We start from the raw sequence: 13,606 nt of genomic DNA on the forward strand, positions 1-13,606 counted from the left end.
GCCGCGGCCCTTACTCCGGGTCGCGGCTGTCAAGCCACAAAGTCACCGGACCGTCATTGACGAGCGACACGCTCATGTCCGCCCCGAATACTCCGGTCGGCACCGGTTTGCCAATCGCGGCCGACATGGCGTCGACGAACCGGTCGAACAGCGGACGCGAAATTTCGGGACGCGCCGCGCGGCTGTAGGATGGGCGGTTGCCCTTTTTCAGGCTGGCGTACAGGGTGAACTGGCTGACCGCCAGCACCTCGCCGCCGGTCTCCAGCACCGAGCGGTTCATCACGCCGTTGTCGTCGCCGAATACCCTCAACTGGCTGATCTTGCGGGTCAACCAGGCGATATCCTCCTCGCCGTCGCCCTCCTCGATGCCCACCAGAAGCAGCAAACCGGCGCCGATCGCGCCGGTCACCTCCCCGTCCACCTCGACCGAGGCCCGGCCGACCCGTTGCAACAGCACTCGCATTGTTCCCCCATGGCGGGTTCGCCATAAAAATTGCCATGTTACCCGGCGCGGCGCGCCATCGGCAAAGCGTACGCGGTACAATCGCGTAAAAAAACGCATGCCAAGGAACCCGAACCATGTTGATGGTGATTTCACCCGCCAAGACACTCGATTACGAACGCCCCCTGCCCACCGACGCCTTCACCCTGCCGCGGCACCTCGCGCACAGCGCTCAGTTGATCGATGAACTCAAGCGCTTGTCGCCGGCCGACATCGGCCGGTTGATGTCGATCAGCGACAAGCTTTCCGTGCTCAACGCCGGCCGCTATCAGGACTGGCATCCGGACTTCGCGCCGGACAACGCGCGCCAGGCCGTCTTCGCCTTCATGGGCGATGTCTACGAAGGACTGGACGCCGCGTCGCTCGGCGACCCGTCGCTTGCCTGGCTGCAGGACCATCTGGCCATCCTGTCCGGTCTTTACGGCGTGCTGCGCCCGCTTGACCTGATGCAGCCCTACCGCCTGGAAATGGGCACCCGGCTGGCCACACCGCGCGGCAAGGGGCTGTACGCCTTCTGGGGCGATATCATCACGGACACTCTCAACGAGCGGCTCGCCGAAGATGACGAACCGGTGCTGGTCAACCTCGCCTCGGAGGAGTACTTCAAGTCGGTGAGAAAAGCGTCGCTGAAGGCGAGGATCATCGTCCCGGTATTCCAGGACCTCAAGGGCGGGCAGTACAAGGTGATCAGTTTTCATGCGAAGCGGGCGCGCGGCCTGATGGCGCGCTGGGCGGCCGAGCACCGCGTCGCCGACCCGCATGCCCTGCTTGATTTCGACAGCGAAGGCTACCGCTACGACGCGGCGGCCTCCGATGGCGATACCTGGGTATTCCGACGCGCCGGCTGACTCAGGCGTGGATGCGGTTGGGCAAGGGCTCGCCGCGCTCGAACAGCGAGGCGTTGCCCAGCGTCGTTTCGGCGATGTTGGCCAGCGCCTCGCGCGTGAGGAAACCCTGATGCGAGGTCACCAGCGCGTTGGGGAAGGTCAGAAGCCGCGCCAACTGGTCGTCCTGCAGCCCGTTCTCGGACAGGTTCTCGAAAAACACCCCCTCCTCCATCTCGTAGACATCCAGCCCCACGCCGGCAAGGCGCCCGTCCTTCAGGGCGTTGATCAGCGCCTGGGTGTCGATCAGCGCCCCCCGGCTGGTATTGATCAGCACGGCGCCGGGCTTGACGATGGACAGGGTGCGTTCATTGATGAGATGACGGGTCGTGGCGGTCAGCGGCAAATGCAGGCTGACCACATCGCACCGCGCCAGCAGCTCGTCCATCGGCACATAATCGAATCCGAGTTCCGAAGCCAGGGCGGGATCGGGGTACACGTCGAAGGCCAGCACCTTCATGCCGAAGCCGCGCGCGATGCGGATCGCGGCCTGCCCGATGCGTCCGGTGCCGACCACGCCCATGGTCTTGCCGAACAGGTTGAAGCCGACCAGCCCGTCCAGCGAGAAGTCCATCTCGCGTACCCGGACATAGGCCTTGTGGATCCGGCGCACCACCGTCATGATCAGCGCGAAGGCATGTTCGGCCACCGCGTGCGGCGAATAGGCCGGCACCCGCGTGACGACAATGCCGTGGCGGTCGCAGGCGGCGAGATCCACCCCGTTATACCCGGCGCAGCGCAGTGTGATGAGTTTCACCCCCTTGGCCGCCAGCGCTTCGATGACCGCCGCGTCGAGCCGGTCGTTGACGAAGGGGCAGACCGCATCGATATCGTGGGCCAGATCCAGGGTTTCCCGATTGAGGCGCGGCTCGAAGTAGACCAGATCGTGGCCAGCCTTCTCGTTGGCCGCCTCCAGGGCCTGCCGGTCATACGGCTTGGTATCGAATACGGCGATGCGCATGGTGATGTCTCCGCGAAAAGGGACGGCAAGTATACGGGCGGGCGGCGGGCGCCGCTGATTTTTTTCCCCGGTGCGGGCAGTCGGCGCCTCTCTCCAGCTTAGCGCCGAACCGGCCAACATGGCATGTTTCATTGTCACCGCGCATGCAGGCAGGCTTCACGCTCCGCTTAAATAGAGAATTCACACTGGCGTCGGATACTATGGGGCTGTCCCTCTTTCGCTCGAAGAACGCCACCATGAAACGTATCCTCCTTTGCCTGAGCGCCGTGTCCGCCGCTCTTTGCGCTCCGGTCTCCGCTTTCGCGACGGAAGCGGGCCGTCCCGCGCCCGTGCTCCTGGTCTCCATCGATGGCTTCCGGGCCGACTACCTGGCGCGCGGACTGACACCGAACATCGCGCGGCTGGCGCTCGACGGCGTCGGCAGCGCCGGCATGCGGCCGTCCTTCCCTTCCTCGACGTTTCCCAATCACTACACGCTGGTGACCGGGCGCTATCCGGATCATCACGGCATCGTCAACAACACCATGCGCGATCCCGCGCGGCCGGGCGCGGTGTTCAAGCTGTCCGACCGCGCGGCGGTGACCGACCCGTTCTGGTGGGAAGGCGCGACGCCGCTGTGGGTGAGCGCGCAACGCCAGGGCAAGGTCGCCGCCACCATGTTCTGGCCGGGCAGCGAGACCCCGATTCACGGTGTGCTGCCCGACGAATGGCTGCGCTACGACGCCGCGATGCCCTACTCCACGCGGGTCGACACGGTGCTGTCCTGGTTGTCGCGCGAACCGGGCCGGCGCCCGGACTTCGCGACACTCTATTTCGAAGGGGTCGATTCGGCCGGGCACGAACACGGCCCGGATTCACCGCAGGTCGGCAAGGCCCTGGAGGACGCCGACGCGGCGGTCGGCCGCCTGCTCGACGGACTTCAGCGGGCGGGACTGAAAGACCGCGTCAATCTCCTGATCGTCGCCGATCACGGCATGGCCGCCGTCGATCCGGATCACGCGATCGAACTGGACAAGCGGGCCGACCCCAATGATATGGACGTCATCAATAGCGGAGCGGTGGCCGGCGTGGACCCGAAACCCGGCAAGGAAGAGCGGGTGCTGCAAGCCTTGAGCGCGCCGATGAACCATGGCCGCTGCATGGCCAAGTCCGCCCTGCCCGCCTCGCTGCATTACGGCGGCCACGCCCGCGTGCCGGCCATCGTCTGCATCGCCGACCCCGGATGGTACTTCACGGCGAAAGGCAAGTTCGCCGGCAAGGGGACCATCGGCATGCACGGCTACGATCCGGCCGCGCGGGAAATGAACGCCCTGTTCGTCGCGCACGGCCCCGCCTTCAGGAAGGGCGTGACGCTGCCGGCCTTCGGCAACGTCGATCTGTATCCGCTGATGGCCCGGCTCGTGGGCATCCATCCCGAACCCAACGACGGCAACGCCGCCACCTTCGACGCCGCGCTGACGCCGGTCGACTAGGCGCGCCAGCGCGACAGGCGCCGCCCGAGCAGCCATTCGAGGGCGGCGAACAGCACCGTCACCAGCGCGGACGTGGCGACCACCAGAGACGCCATCGCCGCCGCCGCGGCGGTATCGCCGGCATCGTCCATCACGATGATCGACACGGCCGCCAGCGGCACCTTGGGCGACACGATGAACACCAGCGCCGACACCGTCGTCATCGCCGACACGAAGAAGTAGCGCGCCACATCGATGATCGTCGGCAGGCAGACCGGCAAGGTCACGCGCCGCACCGTCACCCAGAACGGCACTTTCAGCGAGGCGGCCACCGCCTCGAATTCGCGGTCCACCTGATGGAGCGCCGTCACGACCGTCAAATGCGCCGTCGTGTAAAAATGCGCCACCGTGCACACCACCATCAGCGCCATGCCGCCATAGAGGAAGGACAGCGGATTGGCCGGATGGTTGAAGAAGAACACGTAACCGATCCCCAGCACCAGGCCGGGCACGGCCATCGACAGCATCGCCATCAGGCGCAGCAGCCGTCTCGCCGGCTCCGCCACACTCAGGCGCTCCGACCAGCAGGCGCCCAAAAACACCAGCACGGCGCCGGTCAGCGCCGTCGCGCCGGCCATTTTCAGGGAATTGGCGAAGGCCGCCCACCCGCCGTCCACATCCTCGAAACCGTAATGCGCGATGGTCAACGTCAGGTCATAGGGCCAGTAGCGGATGAACGACGCCACCACGCCGACCCCGAGCAGCGCCACGAGCAGGAGGGCCACCAGCATGACGAAACCCGTGGCGAAAACGTCGCGCAGCGGCGCGGCGGCGGGCCGGTAGGGTTCGGAGCGCGCTGTCAGCGTGGCGCGCTGGCGCGACGCCATGACCCGCTCCGCCAGTGAAGCGAGCAGGGCGGGCAACAGCAGCATCAACCCCACCACGGCGCCCCGCTCGAAGTTCTGCTGCCCGACCACCTGCTTGTAAACCTCGATGGCCAGCACACTGACATTGCCGCCCACCACCTTGGGCACACCATAGTCGGTGATCACCAGCGTGAACACCACAAGAAACGCCGACACCAGCGCATAGCGCGCCGCCGGCAGCGTGATGGTGGCGAACTGGCGCCAGGCGCCCGCGCCCATCGCCCGCGCGGCATCGTACAGACGTCCGTCCGACGCGCCAAGCCCGGTCAGCAGGATCAGCAAGGCATGCGGAAAGGTATAGAAAAACTCGCCGACGATCAGGCCGGGGTAGCCATACAAGCCCCCCTCGCCGCCCACCAGCGATTTGAAAGGCCCCTGATTGCCGAACAGGTAGACCAGCGAAATGGCCGCCATCAATGACGGCGCCAGCAGCGGCGACAGCGCAAGATAGCGCATGACGCGCGCACCGGGAACGCGGGCGTGCAGCAGCGACCAGGCGAAGCCGAAAGCGAGCGGCACCACCAATAGCGAAACGGTGAACGCGAGCAGCAGGCTGTTGCCGAGCGCGCCGGTCAAGCCCGGCGTGGACAACACGTCGGCGATCTGCCCCAGCCCGGCGAAACCGCCTTCCCGCGTCATCAGCGCCCGGGAGAACAGACTGGCCAGCGGCAAACCGAGGCCCAGCAGCAACAGCCCCAGCCAGAGCATGACCATGGAACGGGCGATCCACGGCTCGGCGGCGAGACGGCGCGTCAGCATGAGGCCTCCTCGCCAAATACCCTGAGCCTGTCGGGCGGCAGGTAAACGGGAACGATTTCTCCGGGAACGAGGGAGCGCTCGCCGGCGGCGCGCAGCGCGGTCAGCGTCACGCCGGGCATGCCTTCGGGACGCAAGGCGACGCGCGACATCGCGCCGCCGAACGCGCTGTCGACCACACGCGCCAACAGCAGATTCGCCTCCGGTTTCCATTGCTCGCGCACCCGCACATCCTCGGGCCGCAAAAACAGCCGCAGGCGCGCCGCGCCGGGAATGTCGCCATCCAGCCGGATGCGCTGCGAACCGGCCGTCACGCTCCGTCCGTCGGCGGCGGTCACCTCCAGCCAGTTCGCCTCGCCGACGAACTCCGCCACGAAGCGGCTTTGCGGATGACGGTAGATCTCGTCGGGCGTGCCGATCTGCTCGATGCGGCCGCGGTTCATCACCACCACGCGGTCCGCGACCGCCAGCGCCTCGGCCTGGTCGTGCGTCACCATCAGCGTCGTCACCCCGAGGCGCCGCTGCAGGCGCTTCAATTCGTCGCGCAAATGGTCGCGCACCTTGGCGTCCAGCGCCGACAGGGGTTCATCCAGCAGCAACAACCCCGGCGACGTGGCGAGCGCCCGGGCCAGCGCCACGCGCTGCTGCTGGCCGCCGGACAATTGCGCGGGGAATTTCGCCTCGGCCCCCGGCAGTCCGACCATGTCCAGCAATTCCCGCACCCGCTCGCGGTGCCGCGCGCGGTCGCGCCGCGGCGTCAGCCCGTAGGCGATGTTGTCGGCGACGGTCAGATTGGGAAACAGCGCGTAGGACTGAAACACGATGCCGTAATCGCGGCCGGCCGGCGCGACCCGGGTGATGTCCCGGCCGGCGAGGCGAATCTGCCCGGCATCTTCCCGGTCAAGGCCCGCGATCAGCCGCAGGAGGGTTGTCTTGCCGCAGCCCGAAGGCCCGAGCAGGCACAGAAACTCGCCTTTGCGCACGGACAGCGACACGCCGTCCAGGGCGGCGAACGCGCCGTAGCGCCGGCTGAGCCCCTGAATCGTCAGATGGGGCTCGACCCCGGGATCAAGATCGGTCGGTTTCACGTCGGACTCCGCTCGGACATACACACCGGCCCGCGGGAAAACGACGGGCCGGCGGGGTGGAAAGGATTATTTCTTTTCGGATTTGCTGTCGTAGCGGCGCGCCCATTCTTTCAGGATGGCGTCGCGGTTTTTCGCGGCCCAGGCGAAGTCATTGCGCACCAGGCGCTTTTCGTAATCGGCGGGCAGGTGCGGGTTGGGCTTGGCGATGCCGGGAATGGCCAGCACGGCATAGTTCTTTTCATAGAGGGCCATGGCTTCGCGACTGGCCGAGAAGTCCGCCAGACGGCGCGCCGCCTCGAGTTTTTTGGTGCCCTTCAGGATCGCGGTGCCCTCGACATCCCAGCCAAGGCCCTCTTTCGGGAAAATCAGGTCGATCGGCGCGCCCTTGGATTTGAGCTGAGCACCGCGGTATTCGAACGAGATGCCGATCGGATACTCGCCGGCGGCGGCCATCTTGCACGGCTTGGAGCCGGAGTGCACATACTGGGCGATGTTTTCATGCAGCTTGTCCATATAGGCCCAGCCCTGCTTATCACCGAACTTCTGCAGCCAGGCCGACACATCGAGGAAACCGGTGCCGCTGGAAGCCGGATTGGGCATCACCACCTGGCCCTTGTAGACCGGTTTGGTCAGATCGGCCCAGCTCTCCGGACGGGGCAGGTTTTTCCTGGCGGCTTCCACGGTGTTGAAACAGACCGTCGCGGCCCAGACATCCATGCCGGTCCATTTGGGCGGCGTGCTCTTGTCGCGAAAGGTGGGCGCGAGCTCCTTGAGCGTCTTGGGCGCATAGCCCTGGAGCATGCCCTCGTGGTCGAGGATCTGCAGGCTGGTGGCGGCCAGTCCCCAGATCGCGTCGGCCTGCGGATTGTTTTTTTCGGCCAGCAGGCGCGCGGTGATCACGCCGGTCGATTCGCGCACCCAGTTGATCTCGATGTCCGGGTTCGCCTTTTCGAACGCTTCCTTGTAGTCCTTGACCTGATCGGGTTCCAGGGCGGTATAGACGTTCAGGACGGTGGCGGCTCCGGCCGTCATGGCGGACAGCGCGAATCCGGCGCCGGCAAGGATTGAGGTGTAGCGCATCTGACTCTCCATAAGATTTAGACGTATAGACAAATTTATCGTCACATCGACCCGGACAAACCGGCCTGTCGCCTACTCTAAAAAGCACAGATGACAACTCCATGACGGAGCAATGAAGTTTTTTATGTCCGCATCAAGGCGGACAACAAGATCCTGCCCGCATCGTCGAGCTCGCCGTCGTTGACAATCTCCAGCGCGTCCTCCGGGCTGTCCCAGCGGGCCGCCGCCAAGCGCAAGGCGATGGCCTCCGCGCTTTCCCGTCCGCGCCGGGCCAGCCGGTCGGCCAGCATCGCCACCGGGGCCGTCACCACCACCGGCCTCATGCCGGCAAAACGCGATCGCGCGGTGTCGAGGGCATGGCGCGAACCGTTCACCACCACATCGAAGCCGGCGGCCAGCCAACCCTCGACCTCCAGGCCGATGCCGTAGCGCAGACCATGGCTGCGCCACGTCAGGGCGAACAGTCCGCGAGCTTCGCGCGCGCAAAACTCCGCTTCGGACAGTTCCACATGATTCTCGCCCCCCGCCCGGGCGGGACGGGTGATATAGCGATGAGCGAACAGCACCGGCGCGCCGGGCGCAAGCTGTTCGCGCGCGCGCGCCATCACGCTGTCCTTGCCGGCCCCCGATGGCCCGATCAGGTACCACACACGACCGCGCTCACGCATGCCCTCCTCCCAGCGCGAAGCGCGCGATTCGCTCGAAAGGCGCCCCCCGCAGGGTTTCCCGGAACACCGACAGGGCATCGATATCGAGGCCGAGCGGCGCGCCGAACCACGCGCGCGCCGCGGCGAGCACCGCTTCGCGCTCCCGGTCCGACGCCGGCAAGGCGGCGAGCGTGACGTGAAACCGGTAATCGTCGAACACCCAGGGGTAACCCCAGGTTTCCAGCCGCTCCCGCTCGCGCGCGGTCAAACCGGGCCGGCGATTCAGATCCGCGGCGGACAAAGTCGCGGCGAGCGGATGCAGCTCACGCACCGCCAGGCCGGCCAGATCCGCGAGGCGCGCCTCGTCGGCGACCGCCAGCGGGCGCAGCGCGGGGAACCCCGCCAGACAGGCGGGCGCCGCCTCGACATGAAAGGCGGCGCACCGGTCCGCGAGCCGCCGCACCGCGCCAAGAAGGTCCTGTTCGCCAAGGCCTGCGGCCAATTCGAACGGCGCCTTGAGCGTGGCATGAAACCCGTAACGCGCCGCCTCGCGGGTCAATTCGGCGAAGCGTCCGGGAGCGAGACCCGGCACATCCGGCCACGGCGTTGCGGACCCGCCGGCGGCATCCCGTCCGAGCCAGCGGGAGCCTGCGCGCCACAGCGCCGAACCGGACGCGGGAGCCCAGTAGATGGCGTAACGCATCACTCGTCCTCCACGGTCAGTTGCACAAGATCGCCGTTAAAACGCGTCAGGCCGTACTGCACGGGCCGGCCCTGCGGATCGACATTGAGCGATTTGACATGGAGGATCGGCCGGTTCTTCGGGATATGCAGCAAGGTCTGGGTTTCGCTGTCGGGCAGGCGCGCGGTGATCCGCGAAAACTTCCGCGTGTAATCGTCCACGCCGAAATGCCGCAGGGTACGGGTCACCGAGCGTTCGCGCGCGTAGACCTCGCGCAGCCCCGGGAACCGTTCCGCCGGGAAGAACAGCGAGCTGGCGTCGAGGATACGTCCTTCGACACGGCTGACCGTGGTGATGCAGTGCACGTCCGCGCCCGCGGCAAGACCGAGCAATCCGCACAACTCGCCGCTGCCCGGGCGAGTCTCGCTGGCCACCATTTCCACCTGGGCCGACAGGTTCTGCCGCGCCATGTTGCGGGAAAACCGTGTCCGTCTGGTAATGGCGTAATCGATGGCGTTTTCCTGCACGAACGTGCCGCGCCCCTGCTCGACACGCAGCGCGCCCCGCTCCACCAGCGCCGCCACCGCGCGGCGGATGGTATGGCGGTTCACGCCGAAGCGGTCGGCCAGCTCCAGCTCGGTTGGAATGCGTTCCGCCGGCTTCAGGCGCCCGGCCGCGATGTCCTGCGCCAGCGCCGTTTCGATCTGGCGCCATACCGCCACTCCGCTGCCCCGTTCAATCATTGTCTCTCCCGCCATCAAATCGTCACAAAAGATTCATCGAAACCTGATGTTTGCCTTTTCCGGGGATGATTATGATGCATTCGTCTATACGTTTATATGAATTTTTCTTGAAGCGGAGGAACCGCCCATGCCCCAGGAACATCCCGATGCCCAGCGCCAGAACTGGCTGGGCACACTGGCCCGCAGCGAACCGGCCGAACTTCGAACGCGCCTGTCCCCTCATCGCCCGGCGGATGAACGGCTCAACTGGCTGCGCCGCGCCGAAACCGGCCTGATGATGGTGGAAGCGCGCGCGGGCGGCAGCGGCGAGCGCTTCAATTTCGGCGAGGTGACCGTGAGCCGCGCCTCCGTCCGGCTGGGGGAGTTCATCGGACAGGGTTATGTCAAAGGCAGCCAGACGGACCATGCGGCGAATGTCGCCATCGCCGATGCGCTCCTGCAGGATCCCGGGTACCGCGATACCCTGATGCGCGAGGTGGTCGAACCGCTGCGCGCCGCTTTCGATGCGCGGCGCCGGGCGCGCCTTGAAGAGGCCGCCGCCACGCGAGTCGAGTTCTTCACCATGGTGCGGGGGGAATGATGCTCGGTCCCGCTTTCTCCGATCCGGTTCACGACAGCCAGCGAATCTTCCGCCAGGCGCTCGGCGCGCTGGCCGAACCCATGCGCGTCGTGACGCTCTGCGTCACCCCCTCCTGCCCGGCGGATCTGTCGCCGGCCTGCGCGGCGCTGCTGCTCACGCTGCTCGATCAGGAAGTTTCCTTGTGGGTGCCGCCATTGGACGACGGCACGCGCGCCTGGCTGACCTTTCACACCGGCGTGCGTTTCGCGGGGCAAGCGAGCGACGCCGATTTCGTGCTGTTCGCCGCCGGCGATGACGCCAGGCGGCCGGATCTGGCCACGCTCAAGCGGGGCGACTCGCGTTTTCCCGACCGCTCCGCCACGGTGATTTGCGAAGTGAACGGTTTTTGTCCCGGCATGGGCCCGGTGTTCGACGGTCCCGGCTTCGAACATCCGCGACGCCTGCAGGCGCAAGGCTGCGACGAGGTGTTCTGGACACAGTGGCGAAACGCGAACACCGCGTTCCCGCACGGTATCGATGTGTTTTTCACGGCGGGCGACACGTTTGCCGGACTGCCGCGCAGCACGCGCCCAAGTCAGGAGGAATCTTCATGTATGTAGCCGTCAAGGGCGGAGAAACCGCCATCGGCCGCGCCGCAGGGCTTCTCGCTCAGGCGCGCCGCGGCGACCCGGGGATCCCGGAGCTCGATCTGCCGGCGATCCGCGGACAATTGCGCCATGCCGTGCATCGCGTCATGCAAGAGGGCGCGCTGTTCGACGAGGATCTGGCGGCGCTCGCGCTCAAGCAGGCGTCCGGCGACGTGGTCGAGGCCATCTTCCTGCTGCGCGCCTTTCGCACCACCTTGCCGCGATATGGCCGCACCCATCCGATCCGGACCCGCGACATGCAGGTGCTCCGCCGCGTATCGGGCACCTTCAAGGACGTGCCGGGCGGACAGCGGCTGGGGCCGACCGCCGACTACACCCAGCGGCTCCTCGACCCCGCCCTGGCGACGCCGGGTTCCGCCCTGCCCGAGCCGGTCCGCGGCGAATGCGCCGACGGACAGCTGCCTCCTGTTCTCGATACGTTGGAGCAGGAAGGACTGCTGGAGGCAGAAACACCGCCACAGGGCGATCCGGCGCCGTACGATCTGACCCTCCGCCCCCTGATGTTTCCGGCCGGACGCGCCGTTCGCCTGCAGAATCTGGCGCGTGGAGACGAGGGGTTTCTGCTGGGACTTGCCTACTCCACCCAGCGCGGTTATGCCGAAAGCCACCCGTTCGCCGGAGAAATCCGCATGGGCGAGGTGGAACTGGTCATCGACGTGCCCGAACTCGGGTTTCCCGTCGACATCGGCGGGCTGACCGTCACCGAATGCCAGATGATCAACCAGTTCGCCGGCAGCGCGACAGCGCCGCCGCAATTCACCCGAGGTTACGGCCTGGCGGTGGGCGAAGGGGAGCGCAAGGCCATGGCCATGGCGCTGGTCGACCGCGCCTTGCGCGCCGGGGAACTGGGAGAACAGACGGTGGCCCCCGCCCAGGATGCCGAATTCGTGCTCTATCACACCGACAACGTCGAAGCCTCCGGCTTCGTGCAGCACCTCAAACTCCCTCATTACGTGGATTTTCAGGCGGAGCTGTCGCTGTTGCGCACCTTGCGGCGCGAAGCGAACCACCAGGAGAAAACGCCATCATGAGCCTCGGCTACAACTTCGGTTTTCTCGATGAAAACACTAAACGCATGATCCGCCGGGGACTGCTCAAAGCTGTCGCCATCCCGGGCTACCAGGTGCCGTTCGGCAGCCGCGAAATGCCCTTGCCCTACGGTTGGGGCACGGGCGGCATTCAGGTGACGGCCAGCCTGATCGGCCGGAACGATGTGCTCAAGGTCATCGACCAGGGCGCGGACGACACCACCAACGCGGTCAATATCCGGCAGTTCTTCCGGAAGGTGGCGGGTATCGCCACCACCACGCGCACAGTCGAGGCCTCCCTGATCCAGACCCGTCACCGCATTCCCGAAACCCCGCTGAGGGCGGGACAGATCCTGGTGTTCCAGGTACCGGAACCCGAACCGCTGCGCACCCTGGAAGCCAGCGAACAGGAAACCCGCACGATGCATGCCCACCGGGACTACGGTCTCATGCACGTCAAACTGTACGAAGACATCGCCCGTTACGGGCATATCGCCACCAGTTACGACTACCCGGTGATGGTCAACGGGCGCTACCTGACCTCGCCCTCGCCCATTCCCAAATTCGATAACCCGCGCCTTGACCGCAGTCCGGCGCTGAGCCTGTTCGGCGCCGGCCGGGAAAAGCGCCTGTACGCCATTCCCCCCTGGACGCGTGTCGAAAGCCTGGCGTTCGAGGATTATCCCTTCGAGACGCAGCGCTGGGACACGCCTTGCGCGCTGTGCGGCGCCACCGCCAGCTACCTTGACGAAATCGTCACCGACGACGCGGGCTCGCGCCTGTTCGTCTGCTCGGACACCGACTATTGCGCGACGCGCCGGGGAGAGGCATGAACGAGACCCCCATCCTCCACGCCCGTGGACTGAGTCACCAATACGACAACGGACTGGGCTGTCTGGACATCGATCTGGACATTTATCCGGGCGAGGTGCTGTGCATTGTCGGTGAATCCGGTTCGGGCAAATCCACCCTGCTCAACACGCTGGCCGGCCGCCTCGAGCCTTCCCGGGGCCGGCTGCGGTTTTGCGACCGGCACGGCCAGTGGCACGATCTGGCCGGCATCGACCCGGCCGAACGCCGCCTGCTGGCCCGCCGCGAATGGGGTCACGTGTACCAGAACCCTCGCGACGGGCTGCGCATGACGGTCTCGGCCGGCGCGAACATCAGCGAACGCCTGATGGCGCTGGGCGAGCGGCACTACGCTACCTTGCGCGCCACCGCCGCCGCGTGGCTCGAGCGCGTGGAAATCGATCCGGCGCGGCTCGACGATCCGCCCTCCGCCTTTTCCGGTGGCATGCAGCAACGTCTGCAGATCGCGCGCAATCTGGTCACTTCCCCGTCCCTGGTGTTCATGGACGAGCCCACCGGCGGACTCGATGTCTCGGTGCAGGCGCGCTTTCTGGATCTGTTGCGCCGCCTGGTGCGCGAACACAGGCTCGCGGTGCTGATGGTCACCCACGATCTGGGCGTCGCCCGGCTCCTGGCCCACCGCACCGTGGTGATGCGCCAGGGCCGGATCGTGGAGGCCGGCCTGACCGACCAGATTCTCGACGACCCCCAGCACGCTTACACGCAATTGCTGGTTTCTTCGATTGTCCAGGCATGAGCCCGGACCCTGACGAGCGACAACC

The 13,606-nt window shown here is 66.4% G+C and carries 15 protein-coding genes; 7 read left to right on the plus strand and 8 right to left on the minus strand.

What is annotated here, in order from left to right; all coding sequences use genetic code 11:
- Positions 1 to 10 precede the first annotated feature (10 nt).
- Positions 11 to 463, minus strand: a complete 453-nt coding sequence (dtd, locus tag JNO50_RS14510) for a D-aminoacyl-tRNA deacylase (RefSeq protein ID WP_189530440.1) — start codon at positions 461 to 463, stop codon at positions 11 to 13.
- Between the two features lie 116 nt (positions 464 to 579).
- Here dtd and yaaA point away from each other — a divergent pair, with 116 nt between their 5' ends.
- On the plus strand, positions 580 to 1,350 hold the full coding sequence (gene yaaA / locus JNO50_RS14515; RefSeq protein ID WP_189530439.1) for a peroxide stress protein YaaA: 771 nt from the start codon (positions 580 to 582) through the stop codon (positions 1,348 to 1,350).
- Between the two features lies 1 nt (position 1,351).
- Here the strand turns inward: yaaA and JNO50_RS14520 are convergent, their stop codons facing one another.
- Complete coding sequence (locus JNO50_RS14520; protein ID WP_189530437.1) at positions 1,352 to 2,347, minus strand: 2-hydroxyacid dehydrogenase; 996 nt, start codon at positions 2,345 to 2,347, stop codon at positions 1,352 to 1,354.
- A gap of 236 nt (positions 2,348 to 2,583) precedes the next feature.
- Between JNO50_RS14520 and JNO50_RS14525 the strand changes: the two genes are divergently transcribed.
- On the plus strand, positions 2,584 to 3,819 hold the full coding sequence (locus JNO50_RS14525; RefSeq protein WP_189530435.1) for an alkaline phosphatase family protein: 1,236 nt from the start codon (positions 2,584 to 2,586) through the stop codon (positions 3,817 to 3,819).
- Here JNO50_RS14525 and JNO50_RS14530 read toward each other — a convergent pair.
- The 6 genes from JNO50_RS14530 to phnF form a co-directional block, all read right to left on the minus strand.
- On the minus strand, positions 3,816 to 5,483 hold the full coding sequence (locus JNO50_RS14530; RefSeq protein WP_189530433.1) for a putative 2-aminoethylphosphonate ABC transporter permease subunit: 1,668 nt from the start codon (positions 5,481 to 5,483) through the stop codon (positions 3,816 to 3,818). The two genes, JNO50_RS14525 and JNO50_RS14530, sit on opposite strands and share 4 nt — an antisense overlap.
- Entirely contained in the window at positions 5,477 to 6,568 is a 1,092-nt protein-coding gene (locus JNO50_RS14535) for a putative 2-aminoethylphosphonate ABC transporter ATP-binding protein (protein WP_189530431.1), read from the minus strand. Before JNO50_RS14535 ends, JNO50_RS14530 begins: the two co-directional genes overlap by 7 nt.
- A 66-nt stretch (positions 6,569 to 6,634) precedes the next feature.
- A complete protein-coding gene (locus JNO50_RS14540; RefSeq protein WP_229804418.1) occupies positions 6,635 to 7,648 on the minus strand; it encodes a putative 2-aminoethylphosphonate ABC transporter substrate-binding protein in 1,014 nt (337 codons plus the stop codon).
- A gap of 122 nt (positions 7,649 to 7,770) precedes the next feature.
- Positions 7,771 to 8,316 carry a phosphonate metabolism protein/1,5-bisphosphokinase (PRPP-forming) PhnN gene (phnN, locus tag JNO50_RS14545; protein WP_189530427.1) on the minus strand — a complete coding sequence of 182 codons (546 nt, stop codon included), beginning with the start codon at positions 8,314 to 8,316 and terminating at the stop codon, positions 7,771 to 7,773.
- On the minus strand, positions 8,309 to 8,998 hold the full coding sequence (locus JNO50_RS14550) for a DUF1045 domain-containing protein (protein ID WP_189530425.1): 690 nt from the start codon (positions 8,996 to 8,998) through the stop codon (positions 8,309 to 8,311). Before JNO50_RS14550 ends, phnN begins: the two co-directional genes overlap by 8 nt.
- Positions 8,998 to 9,720, minus strand: a complete 723-nt coding sequence (gene phnF, locus JNO50_RS14555; protein WP_189530422.1) for a phosphonate metabolism transcriptional regulator PhnF — start codon at positions 9,718 to 9,720, stop codon at positions 8,998 to 9,000. The genes JNO50_RS14550 and phnF overlap by 1 nt, the downstream gene beginning before the upstream one ends.
- 127 nt (positions 9,721 to 9,847) lie before the next feature.
- On the opposite strand from phnF, the gene phnG reads away from it, so the two are divergent.
- The 5 genes from phnG to phnK are packed head-to-tail and all read left to right on the plus strand — an operon-like array spanning position 9,848 to position 13,581.
- Positions 9,848 to 10,300: a phosphonate C-P lyase system protein PhnG gene (phnG, locus tag JNO50_RS14560; protein WP_189530421.1), complete on the plus strand. Its 453-nt coding sequence runs from the start codon at positions 9,848 to 9,850 to the stop codon at positions 10,298 to 10,300.
- Positions 10,297 to 10,899 (plus strand): phosphonate C-P lyase system protein PhnH, encoded by a 603-nt coding sequence (phnH, locus tag JNO50_RS14565; protein ID WP_189530419.1) that lies wholly within the window; start codon positions 10,297 to 10,299, stop codon positions 10,897 to 10,899. The genes phnG and phnH overlap by 4 nt, the downstream gene beginning before the upstream one ends.
- The gene (locus JNO50_RS14570) at positions 10,890 to 11,978 is read left to right on the plus strand and encodes a carbon-phosphorus lyase complex subunit (RefSeq protein WP_189530417.1); all 1,089 of its coding nucleotides are present in this window, start codon (positions 10,890 to 10,892) and stop codon (positions 11,976 to 11,978) included. Before phnH ends, JNO50_RS14570 begins: the two co-directional genes overlap by 10 nt.
- Positions 11,975 to 12,808: an alpha-D-ribose 1-methylphosphonate 5-phosphate C-P-lyase PhnJ gene (locus JNO50_RS14575; RefSeq protein WP_280530235.1), complete on the plus strand. Its 834-nt coding sequence runs from the start codon at positions 11,975 to 11,977 to the stop codon at positions 12,806 to 12,808. Before JNO50_RS14570 ends, JNO50_RS14575 begins: the two co-directional genes overlap by 4 nt.
- Positions 12,805 to 13,581 (plus strand): phosphonate C-P lyase system protein PhnK, encoded by a 777-nt coding sequence (gene phnK / locus JNO50_RS14580; RefSeq protein ID WP_189530415.1) that lies wholly within the window; start codon positions 12,805 to 12,807, stop codon positions 13,579 to 13,581. The genes JNO50_RS14575 and phnK overlap by 4 nt, the downstream gene beginning before the upstream one ends.
- The last annotated feature ends 25 nt before the right edge of the window (positions 13,582 to 13,606 follow it).

Origin of the sequence: Paludibacterium paludis (assembly GCF_018802605.1) — a bacterium.
GTDB classification, from domain to species: Bacteria; Pseudomonadota; Gammaproteobacteria; order Burkholderiales; family Chromobacteriaceae; genus Paludibacterium; species Paludibacterium paludis.

Coding starts and splice junctions, on each gene's coding strand:
- phnN (WP_189530427.1), bottom strand. CDS start 8,316: ATGCGTGAGCGCGGTCGTGTGTGGTACCTGATCGGGCCATCGGGGGCC.
- JNO50_RS14550 (WP_189530425.1), bottom strand. CDS start 8,998: ATGCGTTACGCCATCTACTGGGCTCCCGCGTCCGGTTCGGCGCTGTGG.
- JNO50_RS14530 (WP_189530433.1), bottom strand. CDS start 5,483: ATGCTGACGCGCCGTCTCGCCGCCGAGCCGTGGATCGCCCGTTCCATG.
- JNO50_RS14520 (WP_189530437.1), bottom strand. CDS start 2,347: ATGCGCATCGCCGTATTCGATACCAAGCCGTATGACCGGCAGGCCCTG.
- phnK (WP_189530415.1), top strand. CDS start 12,805: ATGAACGAGACCCCCATCCTCCACGCCCGTGGACTGAGTCACCAATAC.
- phnH (WP_189530419.1), top strand. CDS start 10,297: ATGATGCTCGGTCCCGCTTTCTCCGATCCGGTTCACGACAGCCAGCGA.
- JNO50_RS14540 (WP_229804418.1), bottom strand. CDS start 7,648: ATGCGCTACACCTCAATCCTTGCCGGCGCCGGATTCGCGCTGTCCGCC.
- JNO50_RS14570 (WP_189530417.1), top strand. CDS start 10,890: ATGTATGTAGCCGTCAAGGGCGGAGAAACCGCCATCGGCCGCGCCGCA.
- phnF (WP_189530422.1), bottom strand. CDS start 9,720: ATGATTGAACGGGGCAGCGGAGTGGCGGTATGGCGCCAGATCGAAACG.
- yaaA (WP_189530439.1), top strand. CDS start 580: ATGTTGATGGTGATTTCACCCGCCAAGACACTCGATTACGAACGCCCC.
- JNO50_RS14525 (WP_189530435.1), top strand. CDS start 2,584: ATGAAACGTATCCTCCTTTGCCTGAGCGCCGTGTCCGCCGCTCTTTGC.
- dtd (WP_189530440.1), bottom strand. CDS start 463: ATGCGAGTGCTGTTGCAACGGGTCGGCCGGGCCTCGGTCGAGGTGGAC.
- JNO50_RS14575 (WP_280530235.1), top strand. CDS start 11,975: ATGAGCCTCGGCTACAACTTCGGTTTTCTCGATGAAAACACTAAACGC.
- phnG (WP_189530421.1), top strand. CDS start 9,848: ATGCCCCAGGAACATCCCGATGCCCAGCGCCAGAACTGGCTGGGCACA.